This is a genomic window from Pseudomonas sp. CFII68 (assembly GCF_000416195.1).
GTDB classification, from domain to species: Bacteria; Pseudomonadota; Gammaproteobacteria; order Pseudomonadales; family Pseudomonadaceae; genus Aquipseudomonas; species Aquipseudomonas kilonensis.
Window position 1 is genome coordinate 1 of sequence record NZ_ATLN01000117.1, and the last position, 16472, is coordinate 16472.

8 protein-coding genes and 1 pseudogene are annotated in these 16472 nt (G+C 58.5%); 3 read left to right on the top strand and 6 right to left on the bottom strand.

What is annotated here, in order from left to right; all coding sequences use genetic code 11:
- Positions 1-85: 85 nt before the first annotated feature.
- The gene (locus CFII68_RS05870; protein WP_024619059.1) at positions 86-919 is read right to left on the bottom strand and encodes an amino acid ABC transporter permease; all 834 of its coding nucleotides are present in this window, start codon (positions 917-919) and stop codon (positions 86-88) included.
- Positions 916-1737 carry an ABC transporter substrate-binding protein gene (locus CFII68_RS05865; protein WP_024619058.1) on the bottom strand — a complete coding sequence of 274 codons (822 nt, stop codon included), beginning with the start codon at positions 1735-1737 and terminating at the stop codon, positions 916-918. Before CFII68_RS05865 ends, CFII68_RS05870 begins: the two co-directional genes overlap by 4 nt.
- Before the next feature lie 113 nt (positions 1738-1850).
- Here CFII68_RS05865 and CFII68_RS05860 point away from each other — a divergent pair, with 113 nt between their 5' ends.
- Positions 1851-2750, top strand: a complete 900-nt coding sequence (locus CFII68_RS05860; RefSeq protein ID WP_033062836.1) for a homocysteine S-methyltransferase family protein — start codon at positions 1851-1853, stop codon at positions 2748-2750.
- Positions 2751-2994: 244 nt separating this feature from the next.
- On the top strand, positions 2995-8319 hold the full coding sequence (locus tag CFII68_RS05855) for a dermonecrotic toxin domain-containing protein (protein WP_033062837.1): 5325 nt from the start codon (positions 2995-2997) through the stop codon (positions 8317-8319).
- A 123-nt stretch (positions 8320-8442) separates the two neighbouring features.
- Here CFII68_RS05855 and CFII68_RS05850 read toward each other — a convergent pair whose 3' ends face one another.
- Genes CFII68_RS05850 through CFII68_RS05840 form a run of 3 tightly spaced genes read right to left on the bottom strand, consistent with a single transcriptional unit; the run spans position 8443 to position 10230 of the window.
- On the bottom strand, positions 8443-9129 hold the full coding sequence (locus CFII68_RS05850) for a GNAT family N-acetyltransferase (protein WP_018611676.1): 687 nt from the start codon (positions 9127-9129) through the stop codon (positions 8443-8445).
- Between the two features lie 10 nt (positions 9130-9139).
- Positions 9140-9586 (bottom strand): GNAT family N-acetyltransferase, encoded by a 447-nt coding sequence (locus tag CFII68_RS05845; RefSeq protein ID WP_018611678.1) that lies wholly within the window; start codon positions 9584-9586, stop codon positions 9140-9142.
- A gap of 2 nt (positions 9587-9588) precedes the next feature.
- The gene (locus tag CFII68_RS05840) at positions 9589-10230 is read right to left on the bottom strand and encodes an FMN-binding negative transcriptional regulator (protein ID WP_018611679.1); all 642 of its coding nucleotides are present in this window, start codon (positions 10228-10230) and stop codon (positions 9589-9591) included.
- A gap of 100 nt (positions 10231-10330) precedes the next feature.
- On the opposite strand from CFII68_RS05840, the pseudogene CFII68_RS0126165 reads away from it, so the two are divergent.
- Positions 10331-11813 (top strand): annotated as a pseudogene (locus CFII68_RS0126165) (PLP-dependent aminotransferase family protein).
- A 36-nt stretch (positions 11814-11849) separates the two neighbouring features.
- On the opposite strand, the gene CFII68_RS05835 reads toward CFII68_RS0126165, so the two are convergent.
- A complete protein-coding gene (locus CFII68_RS05835) occupies positions 11850-16451 on the bottom strand; it encodes a dermonecrotic toxin domain-containing protein (protein ID WP_018611682.1) in 4602 nt (1533 codons plus the stop codon).
- Positions 16452-16472: the final 21 nt, after the last annotated feature.

Genomic DNA, 16472 nt, shown 5'->3' on the forward strand with positions numbered 1-16472 from the left:
TTCGAAAGTGACTCGCCGTAAGGGCGAAACCGCCAGCCGCCGTTACCGCAGCAACGGATATACCCACCAACCTTAAAACCCCAACTCAACGATTATTCAAATAAGCCTTCCCATAATGCCGCTCCATCCGCGCCTGAATCAGCTCCAACGCAATGGACATCAACCAGTAAATAATCGCCGCCGTCGTCAGCATCTCAATATAACGATAACTGGAACGCCCATAAGACTGCGCCAGAAACATCACCTCCCAAACCCCCATCACCGAAATCAACGAAGAATCCTTGAGCATGGAGATGAACTGGTTGGTGGTCGGCGGGATGATGGTGCGCATCGCCTGGGGCAGGGTGACGCGCCAGAAGATCACGGTTTCGCTCAGGCCCAGGGCGAGGGAAGCTTCGCGTTGGCCGTTGGGGACGCCGAGGATCCCGGCGCGGAAGATCTCACTCAGGTAGGCGCCGTAGTTCAGCGACAAGGCAATGATCCCGGCGGCGATGGCGCCCGGGACCACGCCCAGTTGGGGCAGGCCCAGGTAGATCAGCAGGATCTGGATCAGCAGCGGCGTGCCGCGAAAGAACGACGCATAGAAACTGGCGATACCGAACGCCACCGCACTGCTGGACAGCCGCGCCAGGGCGGTGATGAAGCCCAGCAATGACGAAGCGACGATCGAGCACAAGCACAGGAACAGTGTCAGCACCGCGCCTTGCAAAAAGCCATTGGGCGCCAGGTGCACACCCAGCAGGTTCGGCAATTTGTCGAGGATGATGGAGAACTTCAGGTCGAAGCTCAGGAAGAAACTCGCGAACAGCACCAGCATGGCCGCCCAGGTCAGGTACAGCCGGGTGCGAAAACCGAAGATTTTTTGCAAGCGTGACTCAGCCACCGGTGGCGGTGGCTGAGGGGGTGGAAAAGAAGTCATTGGGTAATGTCGGCGCCGATCCATTTCTGCGAGAGTTTGCTCAAGGTGCCGTCCTGTTTCAACTGGGCAAAGACTTCACGCACCTTGTTGTCCCACTGGGCGTCGCCCTTTTCGATGGCCACCGAGTTCGGCTCGGAGTAGAGCGCCTCGCCGGCCAGCTTGAAGCGCTTGTCTTCGGTCAGGCGCGGCTGTGCGGTCACCAGGTTGGTCAGCACCGCGTCCAGGCGCACCCCGGCGCCCAGGCCCAGGTCCTGGAAGGCCACGTTGTCGGTGTCGTACGGGGCGATCTGCACGTCTTCGAATGGATAGCTCAGTTGAGTATCCTCGGCGCCTTCGATCACCAGGTTCTTGTTCAGGTAGCTCTCGTAGCTGGAGGCACTGGTCAGGCCGACCTTCTTGCCGCTCAGGTCTTTGGCGCCATGGATACGGTCGTCCTTGGCGTTGACTACGATCACCGCTGGCGAAGCGTAGTACTGCACCGGGAAATTGAACACTTCGGCGCGTGCCTTGCTCGGCGTCATGGAGCAAATGCAGATGTCATAGCGTCCGCTCCAGTGGCCGGCCGCGATCACGTCCCAGGAAGGGGTTTCCAGGCGCAGCTTCACGCCCAGTTTCTGCGCCACGGCCTTGGCGACGTCCACGTCAAAACCGTCGAGCTGGTTCTGATCGTTGAGGAATGAAAAGGGCGGATAGCTTTCCATCAGCACGCCAACCAGTTCTTTTTTCTGTTCGATGCGATCCAGCGTGGCGCCGGCGAAGGCTTGCGAAGAGGCAGCCAGCAGAGTCAGGCCCAGGGCCAGCAATGGTTGTAGTTTCATGTGAGGGCCCTGATAGAAAAATAAGTTGTAGTTCACCGAATGGTGCGTATTAAATAGTTATAAGAACAACTCCGGTAGTGAGTATTTTTCATAAGCTTATGAGTGAATCGCATATGGGCTCAGCAACGACAGTCATTCTCGATGGCGGCATGGGCCGCGAACTGCAACGCCGGGGCGCTCCGTTCCGACAGCCCGAGTGGTCGGCGCTGGCCTTGAGCGAAGCGCCCCAGGCGGTAGAGGCCGTGCACGCGGCCTATATTGCCAGCGGCGCCAACGTAATCACCAGCAACAGCTATGCCGTGGTGCCGTTTCATATTGGCGAGGCGCGTTTCGCCGAAGAAGGCCAGGCCCTGGCCGCGCTGGCGGGCGAGTTGGCGCAGCGGGCAGTGCACGCTTCGGGCAAAGCAGTGCGTGTGGCCGGGTCGCTGCCGCCACTGTTCGGTTCCTATCGGCCGGATCTGTTCGACGCCTCCCGCGCCAGTGAATTGCTCGCGCCCCTGGTGAACGGCCTGGCGCCCCATGTCGACGTGTGGCTGGCCGAGACCCAAAGCTCCACGGTCGAAGCACGGGCGATTCACGCCGGGTTGCCGAAGGACGGCAAGCCGTTCTGGCTGTCGTTCACCCTGAAAGACGAAGACACCGATGAAGTGCCACGCCTGCGCTCCGGCGAACCGGTGGCGGATGCCGCGGCGGTGGCGGCGGAACTGGGCGTTGAGGTGCTGCTGTTCAACTGCAGCCAACCGGAAGTGATCGGCGCGGCGATCGACGCGGCGCGGGATACCTTCGAGCGCCTGGGGGTGAAGATCCACATCGGTGCCTACGCTAACGCCTTCCCGCCGCAACCGAAGGAAGCGACGGCCAACGACGGATTGGACCCGCTACGCGAAGACCTCGACCCACCAGGCTATCTCCAGTGGGCGACGGACTGGCAAAAACGCGGTGCCAGCCATCTGGGCGGCTGCTGCGGGATCGGGCCGGAGCATATTGCGGTGTTGGCGCAAAAGCTGGTCTGAACTTGATGAAATAACCTGTGGCGAGGGAGCTTGCTCCCGCTGGGCTGCGCAGCGGCCCCAAGAAATTTGCGGTTGCTGCGCAACCGAGCGGGAGCAAGCTCCCTCGTCACGGATCCGTGAGAACTTGCTGACATTTGGGCTTACGCTTTCTCCAAAGCCCGTAGCCACACCTATACATATGTACGTCATTCCCGCTGAAACGGCGCGATAGGGTCCCAGTCCTACTCATCACCGGGACACCTGAATGACTGCCTTCCCTGAAAATGCACCTGGCGTGACGCCGCATGCTGCCGGCGCACAGCTCAAACCCATCAGCCTGTTACCCCACGGTATTCGATTTCAACCTCATGAATTCGCCGATCAATGGCTAAATCAATGGGGCCTTATCGGCGATACGCGGGTACAGGTCACCTATCAAGAGGTCGAGACAGTCGATTCGGCCGCTCAAAGAAAAACCTCATCGGTGCCGCTGCGTGACGCAGTGACACAAGGCTTTATAATTACCCACCAAAGCAAAGATGTTTTTCATTCCGGCAACCATTCCCCACGTGAAGGTTGGCGCTACCCACATCGCAGCCATATGTCGCTGGATTTCTCGTCACTTCGGGTGGGCGACGAGCCGTTGTCGCAAGCTATTCAACAGCAGCTAAAAGCCGGTATTCCAGGCAATTATCAAGGCCCGGAGGAATCCTCGGTTATTGAAATGGATGTCCAAGGAAAGTTACTGCGCGGTCAGGAAAATGAACAACTAAAGCAAATAGCGCTTTTGGACGCCAATCAAGTAAAGCTGGCGCGCTTGTTTGCCGGTCTACCCACGTTTGATGCGGTTATCAAGGGTTTGCTGGTCGAGGCGATTCACGCCAAGATTCCTCGGCGAAAATTTCGCGCGACGTTGCAAGAAAATATTGATCCCGATCATTGTTATGTCAATGGCTTTTCTACGGATTCAAGCGGTAAGCGTTTATGTACCGTCTCGCAGAGTTTTACCGAGGTCATGTGGCATGGCCTATTGACCGATACAGCCCCTCTTTATACATCAGCTGACGTAGGCTTCTTCAACCGTCCGGGCAGCATGGATGAGGAAAGCAGCTTCTTTGCCATCCCGGTGGAAAAGCAAATATTAAGCGCCATGGAGGCGGTGTTTTATATTGCCAACCCCACGACAAACGAAAAACTGAAGCGCCAGTTTCATGAAGCGCTGGCACTGTTTCGTAATAAAAAAAACGATGCAGATAGCCCAGCCACAGCGCAAGAGACATTCGCCCATTTGCTTTCCCGGCGATTTCAGCTTCTCTCCGATTTATATAAAGCTGATCGCAACCCTGCGCAACCCACCGACAGTGTGAACGCTCGGCAACGTGAGGAAGACCGGCTGCTGGATATCATCACGACCCATCCTTCCAAGGCGCAAAGAAACACTCTGCTGAGAGCACCTGTTCCCAATGTTTACGCTGTGATGCTCGATATGGATACGGCGGCATCTCAGAAATGGCCTGCCGCGATGGTGATCAAACGAACCGATCAAGCGCCACTGTTTCTCTATTCCATGGAACGCGGCATTCAACGGTTCGATTCTTTTCAAGACATGGTCAAAAAAGTACAGGTCGCCCATGCAGGGCATCAGCGCACGATACGGGATATTTCGACTGAGCTGTCCGGGGATGTGTTCGAAGTGGCGGCATCGGAACTGCTCCAACTGCAAAGCAACGCGCTCGAAGCCGTCCTGAATGCGCCAGAAAACGAAACGGTAGCCCTGAGGACTTTTGCTCAACGGACCGAAGATGCATTGCGCCTGCCTACGTTATCTCTTGCCGGTGCATTGGCGACTCGTCAGCAAACCTTGATTGAAAACAACCGTCCTCATTTCTATAAAACCGCAACGCTTTCAGAACAGACCCGTTATCGTCGCTTGGAGCAAGATGTCCTCCAAGCTGTTTCAGATTTGGGTGACGGTATCCAGACGCTGCATCAATTTACCCGCCAGAAGATCCAGCAATACCTGCAGCGAACCCTGCATCACGCGATAAAACCCGATCCAGACAAAACGATGGTGACGCTTGCTTTCGCAAAGGGTGCCAACCCGAGGCAGTCTCGTATTACCAGCCTGACCCAGCTGATACTCGATAACTTGCGCCCGCGGCAGTACCCCAATGCAATGCGAGAGGTCATGGCTGTTCACCTTGTCGATAAAGATGGCAAGCGGATACGACATCCGGTGAGTGGCTTGCTGATGACATTGAAAGGGCGCGAACTCGCCACGATGGCGACAAGTATCGACGCTGGCGCACGTTATGAAACCCTGCTCAGGGCACAGATGAACAAGCCGGATTACAAAGCAGCCTGGCAAAAAGCGTATACGGCCAGTATGAAATTCAAAGGTTACGAGACCCTGCTCAGGGGGGATGAAATATTCAAGGTCACCCGACTCGATAAAGCCTTCGAGCCACCTAAAGTCAAAAAACTGGTCACGCTCTGGCTAGACGCCGTGCTGCAATCGCCAGAGGCAAAAACGCGTCCACAGGTCATGGGAAAAAACGTGCAGGTACATGGCCTTTTGCTGGGTGGCAGTGTAGGGGCTGGAGGCCAGCACGGGACGATGGGTAACGCAGTCAGCGTTGACGGCGCCTTGATTTTTTCCGATCAGGACGGGCCGGATATTAAGGGAACCGTAGGTGTTTATTTTCCAGACAGTCCCGACGGAGAAGACTTTCACGAATTTGCCAATCTGGCCGATGGGGTCGGGGGGCTTCTACGACAAGAGCCATGGCAGGACTACTTCCGTTCACGCATTTGCGCGGTCAATCCCGAAGAAATAAAACGTGTACTGGGGCAGCACCGTGGTCGTCCCTTGATTCGCGCAAGCGTTATCACAGGCGATCTGCTTGAAGCGCTTCACCGAGCGCACGTTGATTTCCATAGCGCTTATGCGGACCACCGCTCCAACAGCAACGCGGATATACGTCGTGAAACAGCAGTAAGGATGGTCATGGTAGCCATGGAAGTGTTCATGGACTTGGCCGGCATGCTGTTGATACCCGGTTTCCAAATACTCAGGCGTGCTGTCAAGACGGGCCTGCTCGTGGCCAGGACCGGCGCTGTTCCGATGGACCTGGACACCCTGGCATTTGTCTACAGAGTGGCTAATCATGGCGGACAGGAACTTGCCGCAGGGGCCACGGTTCCGGTCCGAGGCCAGTCGTCTTTCCTGGCGGTTACGGCGCGCCAGAGCCAGGGTGATGCACTGGCCGGGTTGCCCCTGGAAGCGGCACTCTATAACCGTTATGCGGTGACCGACACTTCACTGTTGCGAGGGTTGGCTGCAGATGCCCAGGGCTTCTATCGCCCCACGCTCAATTCTGCTGCTGGGGGCAGTTCCCGACCCGTCTACATACAGCAACCCGACGGGACCGTATTCCGGGTTCATGACCATACGAGATTGAATGCAACCGAAGCCACCCTTGTCGACCCTGGCACCGGGTCGAGTATCCGCTCCAGTGGCGTGATGCGAAGTACCGTTGCCCGGATGCCCGACGGAGAGTGGCGTGCGGTTGGATTTGGTCAGGGCGGCGGGAAACGCCCGGCAGGTAGCTCTACACAACCAGGCCCTTCCGAACCCAAAGTGCCTGCTCTGTCGCCTCGTGCCTCCGAATTGGTACGGACTGCTGGTCATTGGGACAACGACATCATGGATCTGGTCCCCTCTGTCATGACTCGTCTTCCGAGCTGGCCGCAGAACCGGAGCTTGCTGATCATGGACGAAATAACCGCAGGGAGTAGTTGGTCAGTACGCTTCACACCGGGGCAATACGAGCGTTTCTATCCGATGAGTCAGCACCCCGATAGATCACCCACGGATATCGTCTTGAGGCGAACGGCTGAAAATCACTACAGCTTGATCTTGGGTAGACGGGTCGTTGGGATTCCCGCCGATGGCGATTGTTTTTTCAATGCCGTCGCCCGTGGGCTCAATGAAGGGCAAGCGCAGGAAGCCTTCACGATGCAAGGGCTGCGTAATGCAGCTGCCGATTATATCGATGGACACCCGGAAATCAGCCACTTCATGATGCCGCCGGCCTCCGGCTTGCAATTGGCGCTCTCCGACATCGCGCCTTGGTTGCAAGAGCTCTTGGAGGAGGCAGCGCTCTCTGATCTCACTCGGATTGTCTACAACGCCCCCAACCCACATCGCTTGTTCCAGCCGGTTCTGGATTACCTTGACCGTCACGCCAACAGCTTGGGCCGAAGGACGCTGGACGCAGCGCGGGACGCCATCCTGCCGCCGGAGATGTTGCAGGAGATCGGGCATCATCTATCGGTTCGGTCTCCGGAGCGCCTGATGCCAAGTAGCGCTCCCTTTTACACTCAGGAAACGCAATCCTTGAGCAGGTTCTTCGAAGACGTGCTGCTGGGTCCCATCGATGATTTGCATCTGACCGACCTGCTCAATAACGAATACCTTCAACTTTCTCAGGATGTGATCCATATCATGCTTGAGTATGGTATCAGGGCTCCACAGTTGACCGACCATCATCCAAGGAATGAGCTGGCTTACGTAAAATACAATGAGACCCTGCACGGCCATTTGGACGATGATCAACTGGATGATTTACTGGAAGGTGCTGAGCTGGTGGATCAGGCCGATCTGAATGAAGTAAAGCAAAGGTATCAACGTGAGTCGGGCGTCACCATTAATGACGATGCCGAGTTAATGAACCAGTTCATGTATTACGATCGCGTAGAAGACACCATCGATCTGCTCAGCGTTGCCCTCGAGCGGTTTCCCGATTTGCAGCGACGGGCTAATCTGCTGCTTCGCTCAACGGTGATTTCCTCGAACCTCGGCGGCATGCTGCCGGTCAATGTCCTTGCCAGGTGGCTACGTGATCCGAAGCTGTCTGAGACGCGGCTTGGAATCATTGCGGAATATGCCAATACCCGCTACACCGAAGTGATTGACGACGGCACGATAAGTATTGACTGGATGCAGCCGTTCGATGATCAGAATCTGAACAGTATTGTCCGGCAGCAAGACAGCCTGACGCGATTTGTAGAGTTTCTGGGGTGGGTACAATCGAACGCCGAAACGCCAGCAGTGGTAGGTTTGTTTAGCAGTTCGGGACAAGTTGTTTCTAATATCAGGGTTTCGATTTTATTAAATACACCGAATATTTTTAATTTGCTCCAACGCTTCCCGAGGAATCACGCGATACAAATATGGGAGGACCTCGTTGGGCCGTATTTCAGCGATGCCACTGTTCGAGCCGCGCTCAGGCAACCTGGCTCGCTTCGTTCAGAGTTGGATATTGCAAGGGCGTTAAGAGTTGGGCTTGGCGGGGACGGGGCGCGCGCGAACCAAATCATTAGAGATTCACTCGGTGTTGGCCAGCGACAGGCTCAACAATATCTCTACAATTTTGAGTTCCCAGCCTATCGTTTGGGCCACAGGCTTTTGGACTTTGCATTGTATGTGGAAGGCTACATGGCGGTGCCCGATTGGGCCTGGCAATACCTGAGGCAGGGCGTCACGCGCGAAACGCTCCAGCCATTTGGAGCCAAAAAGAAACCTTGATCGCTTAATCGCAAGCTACTTACAGTTCAGATGCAAGTAGCCCCATCGCCATTCCCCGCAAGGAATGGCGGTGGGGTCGTCAACTACGTGATGGACGCCGAGTCTGCTCGCCGAAACGGGCCATCAGCCACCGATAGCGGATGTCCGACACGCTACTAGCCCGCGCACTTGCCCACTTTCGCTCTGATTCTCCTCACTCAACCACTGCTCGAATCCTGCCGCGATCACCGGCCATTCCGAATCCAGTATTGAGTACCACGCCGTATCTCGGTTCTGGCCCTTGACCACCATGTGCTGGCGAAACACCCCTTCAAACGTGAACCCCAGCCGTTCGGCCGCGTATTTGGAGCGGGCATTGCCGTTGTTGCACTTCCATTCCAGCCGACGATAACCCAGGGCGAAAGACTCCTTGGCCAGCAAATAAACCGCCTCGGTGCTTTTCGGCGAACGCTGCATCGGCGCGCCGAAGGTCACGTGGCCAATCTCGATGCGGCCCTGGGCCGGGACGATGGACATCAGGCTGAGAATGCCCTGCACCTCGCCACTGGCGCGGTCGATCACGCTGAAGAAATACGGGTCGGTGTTGGCTGCATGGTTGTTCAGCCAGGCATCGAACGCGCCGCGATCCGTGAACGGACCATAGGGCAAGTAATCCCAGAGCTTCGGGTCGGCGCCGGGGCCTTCGAGGGCTTGCCAGAGGCCATCGGCATGCCGCGCCGGGTCGAGTTTTTCCAGGCGGATGAAACGCCCTTCGAGCACCTGTGCAGAGGGCGCCGGGACACCTTTCCAATCGGCGAGTGAAGTCGACATGCTGCGCTCCTTAAAGGGCTTTGCGAAATTGAATGAAGCCTGGGCGCTCGGCGATGCGCTCGTACAGCTGGATCGCCGTGGCGTTGGTTTCGTGGGTCAACCAGTGCACCTTGCAGCAACCATCGGCCTTGGCGGTGGCGTAGACGAATTCGATGAGCTGGCGACCCACCCCAGTGCCACGGCTCTGTTCCGTTACCAGCAGGTCTTGCAGGTAGCAGGAATTCTCGATGCTCCAGTTCGAACGGTGATAAATAAAGTGCACCAGGCCCACCGCCGTGTCGCCATCCCAGGCGAGGGCAGCATGGGTCGGTTCATGCTCATCGAGCAAGCGTTGCCAGGTGCTTTGGCTGACGGCGTCCGGCAATTCGGTTTTATAGAACCGCAGGTAGGCTTGCCACAGCGGCAGCCAGGCGGCGTGATCGTCGGCGCTGACGAGGCGGATTTCAGGCTGGCTCATGTTCACTCCTTGGACAATTGTTCAGGCATCAGGTGGGCGAGCGCCCGGTCCTGCGGGTCGTGGCTGGCGGCGAGGCCATTGCGTACGCCGGCGGCATCCGCGGGGCTACGGTTCTGGCTGAGCTTGCGCTTGCCCTCCAGGCGTTGGATGGGCAGGGCAAAGCCGACGATGGCCTTGAGCATGCTGTCGATGTACTCGGGCGGAGCGTCATCGATCTTCCACGGCTGCTCGCGACCGGTTTCGTGGCGGTCGGTGAGGGCGCCCACCAGGTTGCGCAGGCGATGGGCGTCGCTGAACACCTCGGCGCTGCCGTAGGCGTGGACGGCCACGAAGTTCCAGGTCGGCACGACTTTGCCGTGTTCGGCCTTGCTGGCGTACAACCCTGGGCTGACGTAGGCATCGGCCCCGGCGAATATCACCAGGGCCTCGGCGCCGGCTTCCAGGTCGCGCCATTGTGGATTGGCCCGGGCCATGTGGCCGTAGAGGCTGCCGTTCGGCCCCTGTTGGGTGTCCAGCAACAGCGGCAAATGGCTGGCCTGCAAACCGTGTTCACCCTGGGTGACCAATACGGCCAGGCGGCAATCGCCGATCATCTGGTGCAGTTCGGGCAGGTCTTCGACGGCAAAGGCTTTTGGGTTGTACATGATGATTTTCCTTGGCGAATGCGAGCATCCTAGGCAGGCTATTGGTCTGTTGTAAGAGCCACTTCCGGCCAATTCGATAGGTCCATTCACGAGGGCTGTCATGCACAACGCCGCGCCGCCATTGTCGTTCAACCCCGCAGGCATCGAGCTGGACCGCCGCCAGGGGCTCAGCCGCCAGCTCTACCAGGCGTTGCGCACTCGGGTGCTCGATGGACGCCTGGCCAGCGGCACGCGCCTGCCTGCCAGCCGTGACCTGGCGGCGGCCTTGTCGATTTCGCGCAACAGCGTGGTGCGGGCCTATGACCAGCTCTACGCCGAGGGTTTCATCGAAGGGCGGGTCGGTGACGGCACTTATGTGGCAAAACTGTCCTCCACGACGTTGCCGCTGAAAAACATATCCACAAAAGTATCCACAGGGTTTTCAACAGGCTTACCCACAGCCTTATCCACAGATTGGCTCGATTTACCTGTGGGTCCATCCAGTAAAGTTATCCACAGCGACGCGCTAAACCGCGTCGAAAAACACCATTTGGCCCAACCGCCCAGCGGCCCTCCGCGAGCGTTTCGGGTCGGTGTCCCGGCTTTCGATCTGTTCCCTTTCGACGTCTGGGCCAAGCTGAATGCGGCTTTCTGGCGCAAGCCGGACTTGCAGCAGCTGTGTTATGGCGATTCCCAGGGCGATGCGCGCTTGCGCGGGTTGATCGCGGCGTACTTGCGCAGCTCCAGGGGGCTGCACTGCACGGCTGAACAAATTGTGATCACCAGTGGCGCACAGCAGGGCATCAGCCTTTGTGCACAGCTGTTGGTCGATCCGGGCGACGTCGTGGCGGTGGAAAATCCCGGCTATCGCGCGGCCGGGCATGCGTTCGCCGTTGCCGGTGCCGATGTCAGGGGCGTGCCGGTGGATGGCGATGGCTTGGATTGCGCCGCGCTGGGCGCGTTGCGCCACTGTCGGCTGGCCTACGTCACCCCGTCCCATCAATACCCGACCGGGGTGGTCATGAGCCTGCCACGGCGGCTGGAACTGCTGGCTTGGGCCGAGCGCAACGACGGCTGGATCGTCGAGGATGACTACGATGGCGAGTACCGCTACAGCGGCGCGCCACTGGCGCCCCTGGCTGCTCTGGATCGCCAGGGGCGGGTGCTTTACGTCGGCACGTTCGGCAAAGTGGCGTTCCCGGCCCTGCGCCTGGGCTACCTGGTGCTGCCGCCAGGCCTGGTCAACGCCTTCGCCCGACGGCGCGCCGTGGACGTGCGCCACTCCGAAGTCAGCACTCAGGCGGTGATGGCCGAGTTCATGGCCGCCGGGCATTTCCAGCGGCATATCCGGCGGATGCGCAGGGCCGCCCTGGTTCGGCGCGATGCGTTGCTGGCGGGCTGTTCCTGTGGAGAGCATCGAGCGCGAGCGCGAACTGATCGCCCAAGCGACGAATGTGGGTGTGGAGATCAATGGCCTGAGCAGCTATTGGTTGCCCACCACGCCGTCGCAGGTGCGCGCCGGCTTGGTGCTGGGGTTTGCGGCGGTCCCGCCAGCGGCGATTGGCACCGCGCTGGCGAACCTGTCGAAGGTCTGGAAACCCTGAGGGCGCGCCGCCGGGGCATCGGCGGCGACCCCGGCCTTATGGCCGCTCCTTTGGAAAGAACACCTGCTGGGCCTGGTCCACGGCAATTTCGCTGCGGTAATGATTGATCAACTGACGCTGGCTAAAGCCCTTTGTAGAGATCTCGGCAACCCCCAGCAGCACCTGCTCCACTGTTTTCAGGCGTGCCGCAAGGAACGTACGGGCAGGCACCCAGTTCGTGGAGTAGAGGAAGTCGGCGAACCAGAGGGTCTTGCCGGTCTTCTTGTCCTTGATTTCATACCTGTCGAGGTAACCATGTGTGCGGCCCTTGATGCGTTGGCGGTTGATCCGTTTGGTGATGGAAATACGGTTACGGTCTTTCAGCCAGATCACGCCACTCATGGTCGGAGGGCTCTGCTTGATGATGTTCAGTACGGTTTCGAATTCCTGTTCATAGAGCGACTTCGATTCTCTTTTGAGGCGCAATCGCAAGGCTTCGGCCGAGCGCTGCTGCGCCTCTGATATTTCAATCGTTTCGTTGGTGGCAACGCCTTGTGCCTGGTCGAGTGCCTTCCTGATCGCGATGCCGACCTTCTCCATCCTGCTGGCGTGGGCGTTGAGGATCATTGCCACACCGGCCGGTGTCCGGCCTGGCTTTTCCACGTCTTGTTCAATTTGCGCCTTGAACGCAGTCAGCCCGTCGATCAGGGCTTGGCCTTTGCGAACGCTCGTGTCCAGTGAAGGGACTACCAGGGGAGGCGGGTCGGACATCACGTGGGGCGCCCATTCGCCGGTTTCCTTGCGGTGGAACGAGGCGATGATTTCATCCGAGAACGGATTCTTCACATCGACCCAATCCGTTTCCTCGTGCAGCTGCGATAAGCGAGGCTCGCCACTGATGACGCCCCAGAAGCGGGCCCTGATGAATTTTTTCCTGGGCCGTGGACGTGGCTCATGAGCGCGGCCTGATCTTCGCCGGTTGCTTCGCTCATCGAGGGCTTGGGCCAACTGGCGCAACGCTCGTCTTCTACAATCGCCTATCTGCCGGGTCAGGCGAGTGAGTTGTGCAGGGCTGGCGCTGTCCTGGTATTCGCTACCCATGTAGTCGAGATGTTCTTCGATGGCGGCGAACTGTTCCGTCAGGCTGCCCAGTGCATCGATTTGTTCATCCAGCCGGATCATGCTTCGCTCATCCACGGCGTCGCGCAGGCTTTGGAAGGCCACCGTCGCGTTGTCGACAATCCGGTTAATTTCCACCCAGCCTTCAGGCATCGTCTCGACGCTTTCAAGAGACAGGCAGAGGTGGCGGTACATATCCAGCTGGATAAGTCGCAGATCGTCACTGTTGTAGGTCGGCATCTTTCCACGGTACTGGCGGACAAACTCAAAGCCTTCGCGTCCCAACTCCTTGAGCCTGGAAAAACGGGTCTCCATGTAGTCCAGGCGCTCGATCATGTCGTGACCGGCGTTGATCATGGTATTGGCCGCATCGATGTGTTGTTGCTCCAGCACCTTGACCTCGGACGTGATCATGCCCATGGCATCGGTAATGGCAGGCGTAAAGCGCTCTCGCAATACATCCATTTCCGCAAAGGTGAAATTCACTTGCGCGTTCAGGTAACCAAGGCTGACGCGAGGGTAATCGGGCCGTGACTGGAAGACCGGCCATTCAATCAACGTCTTCAGCGCTTTTTCGTAGTTTTCTCGCTGGGCTTCCAGGGTCGTCAGGTACTCCACACGCTTGGTTTCCCGGGCCGCGCCGGACGCCTGGTTCATTTCCTGCGCGTCCATGGTCAGCAACGTCTGGTTCGCCGGTTTCTGTTCTTCAAACTGGTTGAGTTCGGCCAGCAGCTCCACGCTGCGGCGTCGTGCCTCGGCGACGACCTTCTGCCGAGCACCTTTTGAGCCGCCGCCGCGCAAGCGCAAGCGGGTATCGATCTGCCACTGGCCGTGCGCATCATGGATCAGCGGAGGGCCGGTGCGGGCTCCATCAATGATGCAGACCTGGTCGCCCTCTACGGTGACCTCGAACCATTTCCCCGTCATTTTCGCGTACCACTTCCCCTCTTTCTCATAGAGACCCTTGAGCACGCCTTCGGTCCTGGGTTGTCCAGGGGAATCGGGGGCCGCGATGCTGAAGCTATCGAGCAGATTGGCGCGCTTGCTCGACCTGCCGATCAACGCACCACTGGTATGAACGACCTCGTAGTGCTCTTGCGGCAGCTCTGGCTTGGTGAGCGGCGCGAGCGTTTCGATCGTGAGCTTGGGTTTGGGCACTGGCGGGATTTGTGGCGGGGCAATCTCCGGGGCTTCTGTCGGACGGCTACCTTTGCTCGCCCTGGTGCCGTCAATCACGTAATGGATGATCCCCAAGGAGACGTTCAACAACACATCGACAAAGAGCGCCCACTTGTCCTGGCTATTGGTTTCTTCGTCACTCTGCGTCAGCTGTTCAAGGTCGTCCAGGATCTGCCAGAGCCAGGTCGCGGTGGCCACCGTGGTGCCGAGGTAGGGCAGCGCCAGATTGAAAATCAGCCAGCCGGCCTGCTTGAAAGACTCCCAACGGCTTTCGCGATTGGAGACCGACTGATGATCGGCGAGTGTGACCAAGGCATTGGCGTTGGCCCGGAACAACAGTGGCAGGAAGTCGGCACCCAGGGTCTCGTCACTAAGATTGACAGGACCGTTATTGGACAAGGACTCCAGTGGGGATGCCGCGAACTCCACGATGGTCCAGGGCGAGGGCAGGGCGCCTGGAAAGACATCGCGGCCGTAGGTTTCTCGTACCCCATCGGGCAGCCACGCCAGTACCGATTGGCGCAAGGGTGCGTTTTGCCTGATGGTGTACAGCAAGTTGCTGAACGACGGGAACTGCCACAGCTGCGGTTCAAGCAACGGGCGATAAAGCAGGCAAGGACCGGCACTTGGCGTCTGCGGGCCGATCACGAACATGTTGGCGACGATGTCCTCCGAAAGCCCCAACTGCAGCTCGGGCACGAAGGCCAGTTTGCGCAGGACGATGGTTTGCCCGTCTACTTTGCGGTCGTCTTCCTGGGGCTCCATCAGCGCCGCGACATAACGACAACCGCGCTCATCGATATTGCCCCACCCACGGAGTTTGCCTTCCAGCGCAAGCATGGGCAGCTGTATGCGCAACTGTGAGGTGTACAGGTTTTCGCGGCGGGTCGACTCCGCCGGGTCATCGAGCAGTTTGCGCTTGATCAGGTCGGGATAAACGCGACCGATATCGACTTGGGTGATGAGCTTCTCGACGTAGTCTACCGTTAACCACGCGGGCAACACGGTTGCGTCGAGGGACCTCACCGTCTTGCTGCCCGTGGGCAGGGCAATCAGGTTTTGCAACGCCAGATCGACGAGGTTGAACTGGGTGGTATCCAACTTGAAGGGCACAACGAAGGAGCCCCAGACAACCGGGCTTTTTATCTCGATTTCGATTTTTTCCGGGTCCAGCGTCGAAGCGTCGTCGTGGTCGGATTGCATCTGCGTTTTCAGCGCCTGCGACGCATACGTTTTGATGGGGGGAATGTCGTCCAGGTAGGTTTTGCCGGCGTGGGAGCTGCTCAGCGCCGAAAGATTCTTCATGTATTGGGCGAACAGGATCTGGTCGGAGATCGATGCTGTCTGCAGCCACTCGGGCAACTGTTTTTGAAACCAGCTTTCGCCAGGTCCTATGTCCATTCCGCTGGGGGCCGATGGTTCGTCGTCAACAAAGGTCGGATTTAAGTTGATGTTGGGGATGCCAAGGATCTTGACCTGCACGGCGATGATCGCGCAGGCCTTGCTGTCGAAAATATTGCCGTTGGGCTCATAGAGCTGCCAGCGAATTGTCGTCGGATGGACCAGGATGCCCAGATGCTCTGAAAGGGCTTGTCCCAACGCCTGCCGTGAAGCGAACTTTTCATAACCGTTGAGCAACGAGTGCGCCAGGATGACCTCCTTGTTGTCAATCTGGCCAATCAGCACCACCAGCGAGTTTTCATTCACGCGGTTGACCTCGTCGCCGTCGACCTTCTCGATGTCGACCAGATACGCGTGGCTGTCATAGCTGTCCTTACGGTCCTGTGGATCGGGGTACAGGAACAGTTGCCGGGCCATGTCGCATTCAGCCGCCGTCCAGCCCTCGATCTGCTTGACGTCCCAGAGCATGCGCAGCGTGTGGGAGAGTTCATGCCAGCGTGGGCCGTAATTGCCGAACGGCGTGTTCCAGTACGCCAGTTGTTGCTCTTGGCTGGCCGGCAACATGGCCGGTAACAGCTCGTTGATCAAACGGCCGATCTGGTCGATGCGCACCGGCAAATGCACCTCGGGCACGGTGATCGGCAATTGGGTCAGGAAGTGCAGCCCTTCAATCAACAACGTGGGTTTGCTCTGGTCCACCCGCGAGGCGAGCAAATCGCTGAGCGATTCATAACGGGTGGGGCGCGCTACGATCTCGCCGCCGACGATGTCCCAGGCTGGTTCGCCGATGACGGTGGTATGCGGGTCGAGATCCAGTGAGGGGTACAGCTTCTTGAGCGCGTCCCGCAGGAGTATGGCCGCCACTTCCGGGTAGGTGGGGCCAGCGAGCAACTGGTTGAGCAGCGTGCTCCTGATACTCGCGTTGAATGCCGGGTCGGTGCCGGTAGGGTCTGATGTCATCTGAGTTGTCCCTGTCTCGAG